This window comes from Ferrovibrio sp. GW821-FHT12E11, assembly GCF_058806975.1.
In genome coordinates this window covers 2661807-2676036 of the sequence record NZ_JBXAQG010000001.1, presented here as the reverse complement: position 1 = coordinate 2676036, position 14230 = coordinate 2661807, and the positions used below count along the sequence as shown (strand labels likewise).

The window sequence follows — 14230 nt, the reverse complement described above, 5'->3', positions numbered from 1 at the left end:
GGCTCCCTCTTCGGCACAGGCCCAGCCTATCGCATTTTTGCGCCGCAAAAACCGGATATTCCGCAAATATTACCTGCGGCATCATGGGAAATTGTCGCGGGGCAATTATTTTCCAGAGACCCTGTCGGCTTGCGGCATACTCCCGCGTCCTTGGTCTGAAATCAGGAAATGCACCGATGCTCTACGCCATCCTTTGCTACAACGACGAAGCCGCGGTCGAAGCCTGGCCGAAGGAAAAAGACGACGCCGTGATCGCCAGGCGGCGGGCGGTGACCGACCCCATGGCCGAACAGGGCAAGATGGGCGCCATCGTGCGGCTGTTGCCCACCACCGCGGCCACGACCGTGCGTTATGGCGCAGAGCCGGTGGTGCTCGACGGCCCGTTTGCCGAAACCAAGGAACAATTGCTCGGCTTCTACGTCATCGACGTGGCCTCGCTGGACGAGGCCATCGAGACGGCGCGCCAGATGGCCGGCAAGGACGGCGATGGCGGCAGCGGTGCCTTCGAGATTCGCCCCCTGCGCGTCTTCATTCCCGATCCCGTCAAACGCGACATGCTGGTGTCATGACCACCCTCGGCTGGATCGACAACGCGCTGAAATCCGCCCGCCCGCAGGCGATGGCGGCGCTGCTGCGCTATTTCCGCGATCTCGACCGTGCCGAGGAAGCCTTCCAGGAAGCCTGCCTGCGGGCCCTGAAACACTGGCCCGACAAGGGCCCGCCGCGCGACCCGACCGCCTGGCTGGTCTTCGTCGGCCGCAATTCCGGCGTCGATGAGGCCCGCCGGCGCCAGAAACATGTCGCCCTGCCCGAAGACGACAGCCTGACCGACGGCAGCGATGTCGAAGGAGAGCAGGCTGAAAAACTCGATAACAGCCAGTATCGCGACGACATCCTGCGGCTGCTGTTCATCTGCTGCCACCCCGATCTTCCCGCCACCCAGCAGATCGCCCTGGCGTTGCGCATCGTGTCGGGCCTGACGGTTTCCGAGATCGCGCGCGCCTTCCTGGTCAGCGAGAGCGCCATGGAACAGCGCATCACCCGCGCCAAGCGCCGCATCGGCGATGCGGCGGTGGAATTTGCCACGCCGGGGGCCGTGGAGCGCAGCGAACGGCTGGGCGTGGTGGCCGCCATGATCTACCTGCTGTTCAACGAAGGCTATTCGGCCAGCGGCGGCGATGCCCATATCCGCACGCCGCTCTGCCTGGAAGCCATCCGCCTCGCCCGCCTGCTGCTGCGGCTGTTCAGCGCCGAACCGGAGATCATGGGCCTGCTGGCGCTGATGCTGCTGCAGCATGCGCGCGCCGCAGCCCGGCTGGATGCCGATAGCCAGATCGTGCTGATGGACGACCAGGATCGCAGCCGCTGGGACGCCGAGCTGATCCAGGAGGGCCTGGCGCTGCTGGACAAGGCCGTGCGCCATGCGCGCGCCAATCCGAATACGGCTGGGCCGTATCAGGTGCAGGCGGCGATTGCCGCCCTGCATGCGCGCGCCGCCAGGCCCGCCGATACCGACTGGACGCAGATCGAGCGGCTCTACGCGACGCTGGAGCAGATGCAGCCCTCGCCGGTGGTGACGCTGAACCGCGCCGTGGCAGTATCCAAGGCGCATGGCGCCGCGGCCGCCCTCGCCCTGATCGCGCCATTGGCCGCACCGCTGGATGGCTATTTCCATTTCCATGGTGTCAGCGGCAACCTGCTGCTGCAGCTCGACCGTCCGGACGAGGCCCGTATTGCCTTTGACCGCGCCATCGCGCTGGCCCGCACGCCTGCCGAGGCCGCCCATATCCGCCTGCATCTCGACCGCCTGATGCAGGATGGCAAAAAGGCCGGCTGAACTGTTCTGAAAAATTTCGGGCCCAGTGTCGGATCGGGCCTTCCACCACCGTCCTTGCAGTATCGACACTGAAAACTGAAGGGCTAAAGAGCGATGAATGCCATGACCAACAAGACCGAGACCAACCGCGAACTGTCCCTGACCCGCGAGATCGATGCGCCGCCGGCGCTGGTCTACAAGGCCTGGACCGAGCATCTGACCGAGTGGTTCGCGCCCAAGCCGCTGACCACCACCCCCATCGAGATCGACTTCCGCGCCGGCGGCCGCTTCCAGGCCGTGATGAAGGATCCGGGTGGCGCCGAATATCCGCTGGATGGCGTGTTCCTCGAGGTGGTGCCGAACCAGCGCCTGGTCTCGACCGATGCCTTCCTGCCGGGCTGGCAGCCGAGCGGCAAGCCCTTCATGGTGGCGGTCACCACCTTCGAGGATCTGGGCAACGGCAAGACGCTCTACACCGCGCGTGCGCGCCACTGGACCGACGAGGACCTGAAAGCTCATGAAGAGATGGGCTTCCATGCCGGCTGGGGCCAGGTCGCCGACCAGCTGATCGAGGTGGTGAAGAAACTGAAGAACGCCTGAAGGCGAAACGCGAACCTGGAGGCCGCCCGGAAAAACCGGGCGGCCTAGTTCCATTTCTGCAGGATGGCATTCAATTCGCCATTCACCTGCAGGGCGGCGAGCGCCAGTTCCAGCCGTGCGGCAATCTCTGGCCGGCTGCGCGGCACGGCGATATAGCGCTCAATCTCGTTGAAGGCGCGCGGCAGGAAGGTGATCTGCTCCTGCAGCTGCTCTTTCCGGATAACGTGAAGCAGGGTTCTTTCGTCGCCGATGGCGAGTGTCACGCGGCCGGCGGCCAGCATGCGCAGGAGCTGCCGGTTGTCGCCCGCTGTCGTGTCCTTGCGCAACGACGGGTCGGTGTCGAAGGGCAAGCCGTAATTGAAGCCATTGACCAAGCCGATGATATAGCGCTGCAGGTCGTCGTAGCGCTCGAAGCTGGCGGATGTATTGCGCTGCACGGCAAAGACCGTGCGACCGGTGCGATACGGCCCGACCATGTGATATTTCTGGAACCGCTCAGGCAAGCCGACGAACTGAAACGCGGCATCGACCTGGCCGCGCTCCAGTTTTTCGCGCACACGATTCCACGCTATCGCCTCGAACCGCGGTTCAGCGCCGGCCTGTCGCACCAGGGCCGTGACCAGATCGATATCGACGCCGACCAGCGTCTTGCCCTCGAAGAAATTGTAGGGCGCAAAATTGTCGTCGCAGGCTATCGTCCATGTTTCAGCACGCGACGATGGGATTGGCAGCGCCAGCAGCGCAGCCATCACTGCAATCCAGAGGAAATGCATGGAAGCCTTTCTGACAGCTGGGCCGCAAAGGCCGCGCCGGCAAGTGCAGATCTAGCACCAACCGGAACCAGCGCCGCCTAAATAAGCGGTAATACGCGCTCCACCAAACTGCTCCGCAGACGGCGAATTCCGCTTAAGGGCTGCAGGCGGCGGCCTGCCGGCCTTTTGTATTACTCCCAGCGCCGCAGAATCTCCGCCAGCCGGCCATTGCCGCGCAGCGTTTTCAAAGCCGCCTCCAGCCGCGCGGCGATGGCCGGCTTGCTGCGCGGCACCGCGATATAGCGCGGCACTTCATCATAGGCCTTGGGCAGGAAGCGCAGCTGGCTGTTGAGCGCGTCGAGCCGGGCGAAATAACTGAGCGCGGCGCTGTCGCCGATGATCACATCGACACGGCCGGCCGCCAGCATGCGCACCAGCTGGCGGTTGTCGCCGGCGCCGACATCCTTGGTCAGGTCGGCGGCATTGTCGAAAGACGCGCCATAGGTGTAGTCGCGGATCACGCCGATGCGCAGGCCGCGCAGGTCTTCCAAGCGGGCATAAGGCGTGTCGGCGAAGGGCCGGGTCGCAAAGACGGTGCGGCCGATGCGATGCGGCCCGATCATGAAGTATTTCTCGAAGCGGTCGGGCCGGCCGACGAACTGGAAGGCGGCATCGATCTCGCCGCGCTCCAGCAGCTGCTGCACGCGGCTCCAGGGATGCGGTTCGAACTGCACCTCGTCGCCGGTCTGACGTGCAATCGCCGTGACGATCTCGGCATCCAGACCGACCACCCGGTCCTGCTCGATGAAATTGTAGGGCGGGAAATTCTCGTCGCAGGCGATGCGCAGAATATCGGCCGATGCCGGCCGGCCGAGCAGGACTGCGGCCAGTGCCATCGCAACCGTGGCGCAGATCAGACTGCGTCGCCTCATGGTCCCCCTTGAATCGCGTAACATGCGACAGCTCACTCCAACCTGCCGCAGCGCAACATGCAAGCAAAACCTGCGGGCCATTTGACGCTGCCCAAATTCTGCTCAAGGGGCCAATTCTTCTCAACACGACCGGGTGGCTTTCTCATTTGCACCGACTGCCGCGCTCGGCTACGCCATGCTCATGGAATGGGCATGGATACCGATCACCATCTGGGCCGCGGCCTGTCAGACCGTGCGCACCGGCCTGCAGAAGCAGCTGAAAGGCCGGCTGAGCACCAACGGCGCCAGCTTCGTGCGCTTTGCCTATGGCCTGCCACTCGCCATCGTCTACCTGCTGGCCTGCCTGACATTCACCGGCAACGCTCTGCCCACCGCCCATCCTGAATTCTATTTCTGGACCGCCGTCGGCGGCGTGGCGCAAATCCTTGCCACCAACCTGCTGATCCTCGCGCTTTCCATGCGCAACTTCGTGGTGGCGACGGCCTATTCCAAGACGGAAGCCCTGCAGGCCGCCGCTTTCGGCATGCTGATCCTGGCCGAGCCGGTCTCGGGCGCCGGCGTCGCCGCCATCGTGATCGGCACCATCGGCGTGCTGCTGATCTCGCTGAAGGGCAGCGACAATGCGCTGAAGGCTTTCCTGTTCGGCTGGATGGAGAAATCGGCGCTGATCGGCATCGGCTCGGGCGCACTGTTTGCGGTCTCGGCCATCGGCTTCCGCGCCGCCTCGCTGTCGCTGGATACGGATTTCGTGCCGCTGGCCGCCGCCACCACGCTGGTGCATGCCATTGTTCTTCAGATCGCGCTGATGCTGGCCTACTTACTCTGGCGCGAACCGGGCGAGCTGCGCCGCGTAGTTGCCGCCTGGCGGCCCGGCCTGATCGTCGGCATGGCATCTGCTGCCGGTTCGGCCGGCTGGTTCACTGCCATGGCGCTGCAGGTGGCGGCCTATGTGCGCATGCTGGGCATGAGCGAGATGATCTTCACCTTCCTCATGTCCTATCTGGTGTTCCGCGAGAAGCCGGCGCGCAGCGAGATCATCGGTGTCGCCGTGCTGATGGCCGGCATCCTGCTCGGCCTGGCGGTGCGGAAATAACCACCCGCCGCCGTCATTCCGGACAGGGTTCCGGGATTCCATGCAGGGGTCTGCACGAACCTCCGCCGGACCGGGTTAGAAGCCCGGCGGAAATGACGACGACCGCGGTCGAATAATGGCGGTGGGTAAACGTCAGGCCTTCTCGAGCGCGACCTGCGCCGCCGCCATGCCCTGCGCCATCATGCCGCCGACCATGGCCGCCATCGCATCGGGCAGCAGATCGGCGATCCAGACCAGACGACAGCCGCTGCCTTCGGGAATGACCTGGAACGACGCGCTGTGATGGCTGAGCCGTTCGTTCGGCTCGACCGAATAGGCCAGCCGCATCACCGTTTCGTCCATGCCCAGGATGCGTTCGCGCGCCGTCATCCCGTTGCCGAAGGTGACCATGCGCGACGCGCCGCCGTGTTCCAGGTCTGTGTGGGTGACGAAGCCGGGACAGAAGCGCGTATGGAGCGCGCCGGTATCGCGCACGACGTCCCAGACGCGCGCAGGCGAATTCCCTAGCAAGATTTCCTTGCGGATGGTGGCCATGGCGTTTCTCCCTCAGTCCATGCAGACCGCTTCGACATTATTGCCGTCGGGATCGAGCAGGAATCCTGCGTAATACGTCGGGCTGTAATCTGCGCGCAGGCCGGGCTTGCCGTTGTCGGTGGCGCCGGCCTTCATGCCGGCGGCATGGAAGGCCGCCACCGCCTTGCGGTCCGGTGCCAGGAAGGCGACATGGGTGCCACCTTTCGCACTCTTCGATTCATAAAGCCACAGCGCCGGGGCGCCGGGCGGGCCGAAGCCGGTGCCGCTGTCGTCGGGCACGAAACCGAGTGGCTTCAGCAGGGCAGTATAGAAGGCACGGCTGGCGGCCAGGTCTTTCACCTTGAGGCCGATATGGTCGTACATGGGTCTTCTCCGGTTATGGAGATACCCATTTAGGCCGGGACGGCCGACCGTTCTTGGAGAATCTTGCTGTTCTTACCGCGGGCAGCCTGGCGGAAGCCGCGCGGCGAGGCGCCGGCAGCCCGGCGGAAGCTGCGCATGAAATTCGACAGATCGGCAAAGCCGACGTCATAGGCAATCTCGGTCACCGGCGCGTCGCTGTCGGCCAGCAGGCGAGCGGCGCGGCGGAGCCGGCTGCGCACCAGATACTGGTGCGGGGTGACGCCGAGCACGCGGGTAAAGACGCGCAGGAAATGGAACGGGCTCAGCCCCGCCTCCGACGCGGCAGCCGCGAGATCGATCTCCTGGTCGGCATGGGCATCGATCCACAGCGCGGTTTCGACGGCGCGGCGGCGGTCGCGCGCGGTGCCGTCGGGGGCTGCGAGCGTGCGGTCGCTGACCGTGTCGACGAAGCGCGCGGCCAGCGCATGGCCGATCTCGTCGAGCCCGACATCGCTGCGGCCAGTGGCCGCCGCCTGTGCCAGTTCGCCCAGCACCATCATCCCGGCCAGCGGCGGCAGCGCGCCCTGGCGCCAGAGTTCGGTTTTGTCGCTCAGCCGGTCGGTCAGCGTGGCCGAGAGCTGGAAGGCCAGGCATTCGTCGCCGCAGCCGTGATGCTCATGGGTACAGACAAAGTCGTCGCCGGCATGGCCGACCAGCACGGCGCCGGCCACCAGTTCATGGCTGTGGCCGCGATAGCGGTAGCCGAAGCTGCCGCGCCGCACATAGGACACGGACGTGCCGAGATGCTGTTCGGCAAAGGGCTTCGCCGACGGCCCCGCCTCGCAGCGGTAATCGACCACCGTTATGTGTTCCGTCTGCAGAAGGGTGCGAACCTGCATGGTGCCAGTTTACGAAAAAACACGGGCGGCCAAAAGACCGCCCGTGGTCACAAAGTCCGGAAACCGCGCTGTTAAATCTGCGCGACGCCGCCATCGACCGCGAGTTCGACGCCGGTGATGTAGCTAGCATCGTCCGAGGCCAGGAAGACCACCGCCTTTGCCACTTCATCCGGCGTGCCGACGCGGCCGAGCGGGATTTCATTGGCCACGGCGTCATGCATTTCCGTGGTGATGCCAAGCCGGGTATGGCCGGGCGTCGGGATATAGCCGGGGCTGACGGCATTCACGCGGATGCCGCGGCCTTTCAGGTCGACCGACCAGGTGCGGGCAAAGGAGCGCACGGCGGCCTTGGTGGCGGCATAGACGCTGAAGGCCGGCTGGCCGATCGAGCCGGAGATCGAGGCGTTCAGCACGATGGCGCTGCCTGCATGCATCAGCGGCAGGGCCTTCTGCACCGTGAAGATCGTGCCCTTCACATTGATGCCGAAAGTGGTCTCGTAATGCTCTTCGGTGAAGGAGCCAAGCTGGGCGAATTCGCCCCAGCCGGCATTGGCGAACAGCACGTCGATCTGGCTGTGCTTCTGCTGGACCGCGTCGTAGAGCCGGTCCAGGTCGGCGAGTTTCGAAATATCGCCTTGAACAGCGGTGACGTTGCCGCCGAGCTGCTTCACCGCGGCATCCAGTTCGTCCTGGCGGCGACCGGTGATGAAGACATGGGCGCCCTCGGCGACGAACCGCTTGGCGGTGGCGAGGCCGATGCCGCTGTTGCCGCCGGTTACCACCGCAACCTTACCTTCGAGCTTCCTGGACATTGTCATTCTCCGCTGTGGGGGCGGACCGTTCCGCCGTCCCGATAAGACTTATGAGAAGAACGCTGATGCCAGTAGCTGGCGAATCCGTTACTCTACGTTCCATATTTAGAACGATGAGCCAGCCATGCAGGACCTGAACGACCTGTTTTTCTATGCGGAAGTGGTGGCAAACGGCGGTTTCGCCCCGGCCGGCCGGGCCCTACGGCAGCCCAAGTCAAAGCTGAGCCGCCGGGTGGCCCAGCTGGAGGCCCGCCTGGGCGTGCGGCTGATCGAGCGCTCCAGCCGGCGTTTCCGCGTCACCGAGATCGGCCAGGCCTTCTACGAACGCTGTCGCGCCATCCTCAATGGCGTCGAGGAAGCGGAAGCCGTGATCGCCGAAACCAAGGCCGAGCCCCATGGCACCGTACGGTTCAGCTGCCCGACCGGCCTGATGGAAGTGATCGCCGGCATCCTTCCCGGCTTCATGGCACGCTATCCGAAGGTGACCGTCCTGGTGCTGGCGACCAACCGCCGCGTCGACCTGATCAACGAACGCATCGATGTGGCGCTGCGCGTGCGCGAAAATCTCGACAGCGACGCGGCGCTGACCATGCGCACACTCACCAAAAGCCGCCGCGTGCTGGTGGCCGGCCCGGCGCTGGCGCACCGGCTGGCCGAACTGAAAGACGTGAGCGACCTGGCCGGCGTGCCGACGCTGAGCATGAATGACGAAGGCGGCGAGGTGGTGTGGAACCTGGTCGGGCCCGGGGCCGAGACGCGCCAGATTCGCCACCAGCCGCTGCTCGGCTGCAACGATTTCACAGCCCTGCGCGAGACCGCGGCGGCAAATGTCGGCGTCACGCTGCTACCCGATCATGCCTGCTGGTCATTGCTGCAGAGCGGCCGGTTGGTGCGGCTGTTTCCCGGCTGGCATGCGCGCGAGGGCACCATCCACCTGATCTTCACCACGCGGCGCGGCCTGCCGCCCGCGGTGCGCGCACTGATCGACCATATGGCCGAGCATTTCAAGAAGCCCGACCTGTTTCCGGCCGTGGACTAGTTCGACTCGTCACCCCGGGCTTGACCCGGGGACCCATTTTTTGCGGTCGATATAAAAATGGGATTCCCGCTTTCGCGGGAATGACGAAATAGGGGTAGAAAAGAAAACGGGCGGCAGATCGCTCTGCCGCCCGCCTGTCTCAACTGATGCGGCGCCTTATGCGACCGCCAGCTTGATCACGAAGAGCACGGCCAGCACGGCCATGATCGGATGCACGTCCTTGAAGCGGCCCGCCAGCAGCTTGCAGACCACATAGGCGATAAAGCCCAGCGCGATGCCGGTGGCGATCGAGAAGGTCAGCGGCATGGCGATCATGGTGACAACGGCCGGCGCGTATTCGGTGACGTCCTCCCAGTCGACCCGGGTCATGGCGCTGGCCATCACGCAGGCGACGAACATCAGCGCCGGCGCGGTGGCAAACGGCGGGATACTGGTGGCCAGCGGCGAGAAGAAGATCGCCAGCAGGAACAGTACGGCGACAACCACGGCGGTGAGGCCGGTGCGACCGCCGGCGCGGATGCCGGACGCCGACTCGATATAGCTGGTGACCGTGGAGGTGCCAAGCGCGGCACCCACCATGGTGGCGAGCGAGTCAGTGATGAAGGCCGGGCCGATACGCTTCAGCTTGCCGTCCTTGTCCATCATGCCCGCCGCCGGCGCCACCGAAATCAGCGTGCCGGTATTGTCGAACAGGTCGACCATAAAGAAGGCGAAGACGATGGAGATCAGGCCCACCGACAGCGCGCCCATGATGTCCATCTGCAGGAAGGTCGGAGCCAGGCTCGGCGGCTTGGACACCACGCCGTTGAACGGCGCGAGGCCCGAAACGATGCCAATCACAGTGATCGCCAGGATGGCGATCATGATGGCGCCCGGCACCTTGCGGTAATCCAGCGCGACAATCAGCACGAAACCGAGGCAGGCGAGCAGCACGCCCGGCGTGCCCATCTTGCCCAGCGTCACCAGCGTGACGGCGTGATCGACCACGATGCCGGCACCCTTCAGCGCAATGATGGCGAGGAACAGGCCGATGCCGGCGCCGATGGCCATCTTCTGCGACATCGGAATCGCATTCACGATCTTTTCGCGAATGGGCAGCACCGAGATGATCAGGAAGATGACGCCGGAGAGGAAGACCGCGCCAAGGCCGACCTGCCAAGTATGGCCCATGCCGAGCACGACGCCATAGGAGAAGTAGGCATTGAGGCCCATGCCCGGCGCCAGTGCGACCGGATACTTGGCCCAGAGGCCCATCATGGCGCTGGCAAAGGCGGCACCCAGGCAGGTGGCGGCGAAGGCCGCGTCGCGATCTACGCCCGCATCCGCCATGATCATCGGGTTGACGAAAATGATGTAGGCCATGGTGAGGAAGGTGGTGAGGCCGGCGAGCAGCTCGACTTTCACCGAAGTGCCGTTCTCTGCCAGCTTGAAATAGCGCTCCAGCATGGAATCCCCCTGGTTTGCCCCGGCCGCCGCACACCCCCCGGTATACCCAGCCGCCGAGTCGCTTTCGACTTTAGTATGACCAAGCCCCCATAAAGATGCACGCGATTTCAAGGTGCTAGGCTAAGCAACCGGGGCGTGGCGGTGCAGGAGCGATCTTGTGCGCCGCAAGCGTCGCCGCGGCCACCGCAAAAGATTTCCAAAGAATCCGCTACCCGCCCGGGCGGCCCTGTGGAATCCTGTGGGCAGGGTTAAACGCTGTTCCGTCTTTCCAGGCCGGCAGCTCAGAACCGGTCTCTCATTGCCACCAGGCTTGCAGCGTTTCACGCCGCAACAGAGGAGACCGCCCATGCCCACTCGCTCTCAATCCCCGAAGGCCAGCACGCCCAGGGTCTGCGCCATTGTCGGGCCCTATACGTCCGGCAAAACCACCCTGATGGAATCCCTGCTGTTCATCGCCGGCGCGATCCCGCGCAAGGGCAGCGTCGCCTATGGCAGCAGCGTGGGCGATGCCGCACCCGAAGCGCGCAGCCGGCAGATGACCATCGAGCCGAACCTGGCGCGCTGCAGCTTCCTGGACGATCCCTGGGTTTTCCTCGACTGCCCCGGTTCGGTGGAACTGGCGCAGGAGGCGATGAGCGCCCTGATGGTGGCCGATATCGCCGTGGTGGTGGTGGAGCCCGAACCGGCGCGCGCCGTGACGCTGGCGCCTTTGCTGAAATTCCTCGACGAGCGCCGCATTCCGCATGTGCTGTTCGTCAACAAGCTGGACAAGACCAACATGCGCATGGCCGATCTGCTGGCCGCGCTGCAGCAGGTCTCGGCCCGGCCGCTGGTGCTGCGCGAAGTGCCGATCCGCGAGAACGATACGATCACCGGCTATGTCGACCTGGTATCGGAGCGCGCCTATCACTACCGCGAGAACCAGTCGTCCGACCTGATCGAGATGCCCGACAGCGTGCGCCCGCGCGAAAGCGAGGCGCGCCAGATGCTGCTGGAAACCATCGCCGATTTCGACGACAGGCTGCTGGAGCAGTTGCTGGAAGACCGCGTGCCGGCCTCGCAGGAGATCTATGCGCAGCTGGCCAAGGACATGGCCGCCGACCTGATCGTGCCGGTATTCTTCGGTTCGGCCGAGCGCGGCAATGGCGTGCTGCGGTTGTGGAAGGCGCTGCGCCATGAAACGCCGCTGCATGTGGAAACCGCAGCCCGGCTGGGACAGAGCGCGGCGGGCGACGGCTTCAGCGCCACCGTGTTCAAGACGCTGCATCAGCCGCATACCGGCAAGCTGAGCCTGGCCCGCATATGGTCCGGCCAGGTGGCCGAGAATGCGCAACTGGGCGGCAAGCGGCTGGGCGGCCTCTACCGCATGATGGGCAACCATGTCGACAAGGCGGCCAGCGCCGGCCCCGGCGATGTGGTGGGACTGGCGCGACTGGATGACATCGCCACCGGCCAGCATCTGGATGCCGAGGGCCATGGCCATGCCGATGCCAGCTGGCCGCAGGCGGCCCCGCCGGTGCATGTGCTGGCGCTGCATACCACCGACCGCAAAGACGACGTCAAGCTGAGCGCCGGCCTGGCCAAGCTGCATGATGAGGATCCGACCCTGACCATCGAACAGAGCGCCGGCCAGGTGCTGCTGAAAGGTCAGGGCGAGATTCACCTCAAGCTCGGCATCGACAAGCTGCAGCAACGCTTCAATGTCAGCGTGCGCACCAGCGTGCCGATGACCGCCTACAAGGAGACGATCCGCCACGGCACCTATGAACATGCGCGGTTCAAACGGCAGTCCGGCGGCCATGGCCAGTTTGCCGATATCAAGATCGAAATCGCACCGCAGCCGCGCGGCGCCGGTTACAGCTTCGTCAACCGCGTGGTCGGCGGCGCGATTCCGAAGAACTACATCCCCGCCGTGGACGACGGCATCCAGGAAACCCTGCAGCGCGGCCCGCTCGGCTTCCCGGTGGTCGATGTCAAAGTGACGCTGACCGACGGGCAGCATCATGCCGTCGATTCATCGGACCAGGCCTTCCGCACCTGCGGCGGCATCGCCATGAGCGAAGGCCTGAGCAAATGCGCACCGATGCTGCTGGAGCCGATCCAGGCCGTCACCTTCACGGTGCCGACCGAATACACCGCCAAGGTGCATGCCATCGTCTCGTCGCGGCGCGGCCATATCCTGGGGATCAGCGCCTGCGAGGGCTGGCCGGGCTGGGACCGCATCGACTGCCATCTGCCGGAAGCCGAGATGCAGGACCTGGCCATCGAACTGCGGTCGGCGACCCTGGGCGTCGGCACCTTCTCGGCGCAGTTCGATCATCTGCAGGAACTGGCCGGCAAGCTGGCCGACCGGGTGGTGGAAGACCGGCGCCGCATGCTGGCGGCGGCCTGATCAGGCGTCGTCGGCAATGACCGCGGTGATGCCGGGCACAAAGCTTTCGGCATAGGTATAGGTCGGCGCGTCGCCCAGGCCGTTATCGGTCTCGAAGACCTGGGCGGCGACGAACATGTCGACAGTGACGCCATCGGCGGCCAGCGGACAGGTGAGCCGGCGGGTCAGGCCGACGCGGCCGGCCGGCGCGCGATAGCGCGTTTCGGAATAGACCGGCAGATGCGTCGCCACCGCCTGCCGATACAGGTCGTTGACGTAATCGACGTAGCTCGCGTTGGGATTCAGTTCGTCGATGTAATGGCCGCTGAGATCGAGGCCCGCATGTTCAGCCAGCTTGGTGCCGACCAGGCGGAAGCGGAAGCGCGTGGCGTTATGCGTGGCGTCGACCAGCGCCATGTAAGGCAGCAATTCCGGTCCCAGGTCGAGCGGGTCGATATTTACGCGACCGGGCATCAGTCCCGGCGCCGGACGCTGGGCACGCCAGTGGTTCAGCAGACGCGCGAGGCGGCGATCGATCAGCCAGGGCCGGTCGGCCGCCACCTCGGTCATCGGATCAGCCCGGCCCAATCTTCACGCGGGCACCGTGGCTTTGAAGGACGGCCGCGCAAACATGCGGTCGGCAAAGGCCGCCGTGTTGGGATAGGTCTTGCGCCAGCCCATGTCGGTGTAGCGGAAGTCCATATAGCCCAGCGCGCAGGCCAGGCTGACAGTGCCGATATCGACGCGGTCGCCCAGACCGGGCGCCAGCGCCTCGATCTCGGTCAGGGCACCAACCACCTTTTTCATCTGGCCTTCGGACCAGGCGCTCCAGCGCTTGTCTTCGGGACGCAGGAAGCCTTCGTAGCGCACCAGCAGGGCGGCATCGAGCAGGCCGTCGCCCAGCGCCTGCTCACGCAGCGCCACCCAGCGCGCCTTGCCGGCGGCGGGGAAGAACTTCGGCTTGTCATGCAGGCCGTCGAGATATTCGCAGATCACCCGGCTGTCGAAGAGATGCCGGCCGTCATCGGTAACCAGCGTGGGCACCTTGGCGACCGGATTGGCCTTGGCCACGTCGGGATTCTGGTCGATCGGGGTGGTCGGGCTGGTCAGGCGTTCGATCTTCGCGTCCAGGCCGGTTTCCAGCGCAAGCACGGTGACTTTGCGCACGTAAGGCGAGGTTGGCGAAAAATAGAGCTTCATCGGTTATTCCCTCCGGTTACTGAGGAGCGAAGCCTAACCGTGGCCGGTCTGCAGCGCCATGCGGACAATAATGACAAATACCGATGCCGCCCGGTGTGACCGATGCCGGCAAAAAAGCTGCCGGCAAAAAAAGCGCCGGCTTGCGGAGACCGCAGCCGGCGTTAAGTGTCCGTCTCGCCACCCGGCTCGATCAGAGATCGGAAACCGGGGTACTCTCGCAGCCCGATGCGCCTCGGCACCGGATGCTGATCCCTGTAAAGCAGATTTCGTGCCAGCGGCTTTCGCCCGCTTTGGGGCGTTTCAGACCGGTATCAGCCGGAGAAATGCCCAACAGGCGGGCGGCGCGGTGCGCCACTGCCCAGCCGCGAGGCAGCCAGCGTGTCGGCCGTGTCCG

The 14230-nt window shown here is 65.1% G+C and carries 15 protein-coding genes; 6 read left to right on the top strand and 9 right to left on the bottom strand.

What is annotated here, in order from left to right; genetic code table 11:
* Positions 1-176: 176 nt before the first annotated feature.
* The 3 genes from AC1ROT_RS13370 to AC1ROT_RS13360 all read left to right on the top strand — a co-directional run bounded on the left by AC1ROT_RS13370 (position 177) and on the right by AC1ROT_RS13360 (position 2416).
* Positions 177-569, top strand: a complete 393-nt coding sequence (locus AC1ROT_RS13370; RefSeq protein ID WP_492973290.1) for a YciI family protein — start codon at positions 177-179, stop codon at positions 567-569.
* Positions 566-1837 carry an RNA polymerase sigma factor gene (locus AC1ROT_RS13365; protein WP_492999547.1) on the top strand — a complete coding sequence of 424 codons (1272 nt, stop codon included), beginning with the start codon at positions 566-568 and terminating at the stop codon, positions 1835-1837. The genes AC1ROT_RS13370 and AC1ROT_RS13365 overlap by 4 nt, the downstream gene beginning before the upstream one ends.
* Positions 1838-1939: 102 nt before the next feature.
* Complete coding sequence (locus AC1ROT_RS13360) at positions 1940-2416, top strand: SRPBCC family protein (RefSeq protein WP_492999545.1); 477 nt, start codon at positions 1940-1942, stop codon at positions 2414-2416.
* A 44-nt stretch (positions 2417-2460) separates the two neighbouring features.
* Here the strand turns inward: AC1ROT_RS13360 and AC1ROT_RS13355 are convergent, their stop codons facing one another.
* Both AC1ROT_RS13355 and AC1ROT_RS13350 read right to left on the bottom strand, forming a co-directional pair.
* Positions 2461-3189, bottom strand: a complete 729-nt coding sequence (locus AC1ROT_RS13355; protein WP_492973293.1) for a substrate-binding periplasmic protein — start codon at positions 3187-3189, stop codon at positions 2461-2463.
* Between the two features lie 170 nt (positions 3190-3359).
* A complete protein-coding gene (locus AC1ROT_RS13350; RefSeq protein ID WP_492999543.1) occupies positions 3360-4100 on the bottom strand; it encodes a substrate-binding periplasmic protein in 741 nt (246 codons plus the stop codon).
* 175 nt (positions 4101-4275) lie between these two features.
* On the opposite strand from AC1ROT_RS13350, the gene AC1ROT_RS13345 reads away from it, so the two are divergent.
* Complete coding sequence (locus tag AC1ROT_RS13345; RefSeq protein WP_492999541.1) at positions 4276-5193, top strand: EamA family transporter; 918 nt, start codon at positions 4276-4278, stop codon at positions 5191-5193.
* A 132-nt stretch (positions 5194-5325) separates the two neighbouring features.
* On the opposite strand, the gene AC1ROT_RS13340 is transcribed toward AC1ROT_RS13345, so the two are convergent.
* The 4 genes from AC1ROT_RS13340 to AC1ROT_RS13325 form a co-directional block, all read right to left on the bottom strand.
* Entirely contained in the window at positions 5326-5727 is a 402-nt protein-coding gene (locus AC1ROT_RS13340) for an SRPBCC family protein (protein WP_492999539.1), read from the bottom strand.
* Between the two features lie 12 nt (positions 5728-5739).
* Positions 5740-6090, bottom strand: coding sequence for a VOC family protein (locus AC1ROT_RS13335; protein WP_492999538.1), 351 nt, complete (start codon positions 6088-6090; stop codon positions 5740-5742).
* A gap of 29 nt (positions 6091-6119) precedes the next feature.
* Complete coding sequence (locus AC1ROT_RS13330) at positions 6120-6968, bottom strand: helix-turn-helix domain-containing protein (RefSeq protein WP_492999536.1); 849 nt, start codon at positions 6966-6968, stop codon at positions 6120-6122.
* A 71-nt stretch (positions 6969-7039) separates the two neighbouring features.
* Entirely contained in the window at positions 7040-7780 is a 741-nt protein-coding gene (locus AC1ROT_RS13325) for a glucose 1-dehydrogenase (RefSeq protein WP_492999535.1), read from the bottom strand.
* Between the two features lie 124 nt (positions 7781-7904).
* On the opposite strand from AC1ROT_RS13325, the gene AC1ROT_RS13320 reads away from it, so the two are divergent.
* Positions 7905-8819, top strand: a complete 915-nt coding sequence (locus AC1ROT_RS13320) for a LysR family transcriptional regulator (RefSeq protein ID WP_492973300.1) — start codon at positions 7905-7907, stop codon at positions 8817-8819.
* A 156-nt stretch (positions 8820-8975) separates the two neighbouring features.
* Here the strand turns inward: AC1ROT_RS13320 and AC1ROT_RS13315 are convergent, their stop codons facing one another.
* On the bottom strand, positions 8976-10265 hold the full coding sequence (locus AC1ROT_RS13315) for an NCS2 family permease (protein ID WP_492973301.1): 1290 nt from the start codon (positions 10263-10265) through the stop codon (positions 8976-8978).
* Between the two features lie 346 nt (positions 10266-10611).
* Between AC1ROT_RS13315 and AC1ROT_RS13310 the strand changes: the two genes are divergently transcribed.
* Complete coding sequence (locus AC1ROT_RS13310; RefSeq protein WP_492973302.1) at positions 10612-12657, top strand: elongation factor G; 2046 nt, start codon at positions 10612-10614, stop codon at positions 12655-12657.
* Here the strand turns inward: AC1ROT_RS13310 and AC1ROT_RS13305 are convergent, their stop codons facing one another.
* A complete protein-coding gene (locus AC1ROT_RS13305; protein ID WP_492999534.1) occupies positions 12658-13206 on the bottom strand; it encodes a PAS domain-containing protein in 549 nt (182 codons plus the stop codon). It lies immediately after the preceding gene.
* Positions 13207-13227: 21 nt separating this feature from the next.
* Positions 13228-13836 carry a glutathione S-transferase gene (locus AC1ROT_RS13300; RefSeq protein WP_492999533.1) on the bottom strand — a complete coding sequence of 203 codons (609 nt, stop codon included), beginning with the start codon at positions 13834-13836 and terminating at the stop codon, positions 13228-13230.
* Positions 13837-14230 lie beyond the last annotated feature (394 nt).

Excerpts from the sequence above, each read along its gene's own strand:
- AC1ROT_RS13345 (WP_492999541.1), top strand. The coding sequence starts at position 4,276 with ATGCTCATGGAATGGGCATGGATACCGATCACCATCTGGGCCGCGGCC.
- AC1ROT_RS13355 (WP_492973293.1), bottom strand. The coding sequence starts at position 3,189 with ATGCATTTCCTCTGGATTGCAGTGATGGCTGCGCTGCTGGCGCTGCCA.
- AC1ROT_RS13305 (WP_492999534.1), bottom strand. The coding sequence starts at position 13,206 with ATGACCGAGGTGGCGGCCGACCGGCCCTGGCTGATCGATCGCCGCCTC.
- AC1ROT_RS13365 (WP_492999547.1), top strand. The coding sequence starts at position 566 with ATGACCACCCTCGGCTGGATCGACAACGCGCTGAAATCCGCCCGCCCG.
- AC1ROT_RS13320 (WP_492973300.1), top strand. The coding sequence starts at position 7,905 with ATGCAGGACCTGAACGACCTGTTTTTCTATGCGGAAGTGGTGGCAAAC.
- AC1ROT_RS13300 (WP_492999533.1), bottom strand. The coding sequence starts at position 13,836 with ATGAAGCTCTATTTTTCGCCAACCTCGCCTTACGTGCGCAAAGTCACC.
- AC1ROT_RS13325 (WP_492999535.1), bottom strand. The coding sequence starts at position 7,780 with ATGTCCAGGAAGCTCGAAGGTAAGGTTGCGGTGGTAACCGGCGGCAAC.
- AC1ROT_RS13330 (WP_492999536.1), bottom strand. The coding sequence starts at position 6,968 with ATGCAGGTTCGCACCCTTCTGCAGACGGAACACATAACGGTGGTCGAT.
- AC1ROT_RS13340 (WP_492999539.1), bottom strand. The coding sequence starts at position 5,727 with ATGGCCACCATCCGCAAGGAAATCTTGCTAGGGAATTCGCCTGCGCGC.
- AC1ROT_RS13370 (WP_492973290.1), top strand. The coding sequence starts at position 177 with ATGCTCTACGCCATCCTTTGCTACAACGACGAAGCCGCGGTCGAAGCC.
- AC1ROT_RS13310 (WP_492973302.1), top strand. The coding sequence starts at position 10,612 with ATGCCCACTCGCTCTCAATCCCCGAAGGCCAGCACGCCCAGGGTCTGC.
- AC1ROT_RS13315 (WP_492973301.1), bottom strand. The coding sequence starts at position 10,265 with ATGCTGGAGCGCTATTTCAAGCTGGCAGAGAACGGCACTTCGGTGAAA.
- AC1ROT_RS13335 (WP_492999538.1), bottom strand. The coding sequence starts at position 6,090 with ATGTACGACCATATCGGCCTCAAGGTGAAAGACCTGGCCGCCAGCCGT.
- AC1ROT_RS13360 (WP_492999545.1), top strand. The coding sequence starts at position 1,940 with ATGACCAACAAGACCGAGACCAACCGCGAACTGTCCCTGACCCGCGAG.
- AC1ROT_RS13350 (WP_492999543.1), bottom strand. The coding sequence starts at position 4,100 with ATGAGGCGACGCAGTCTGATCTGCGCCACGGTTGCGATGGCACTGGCC.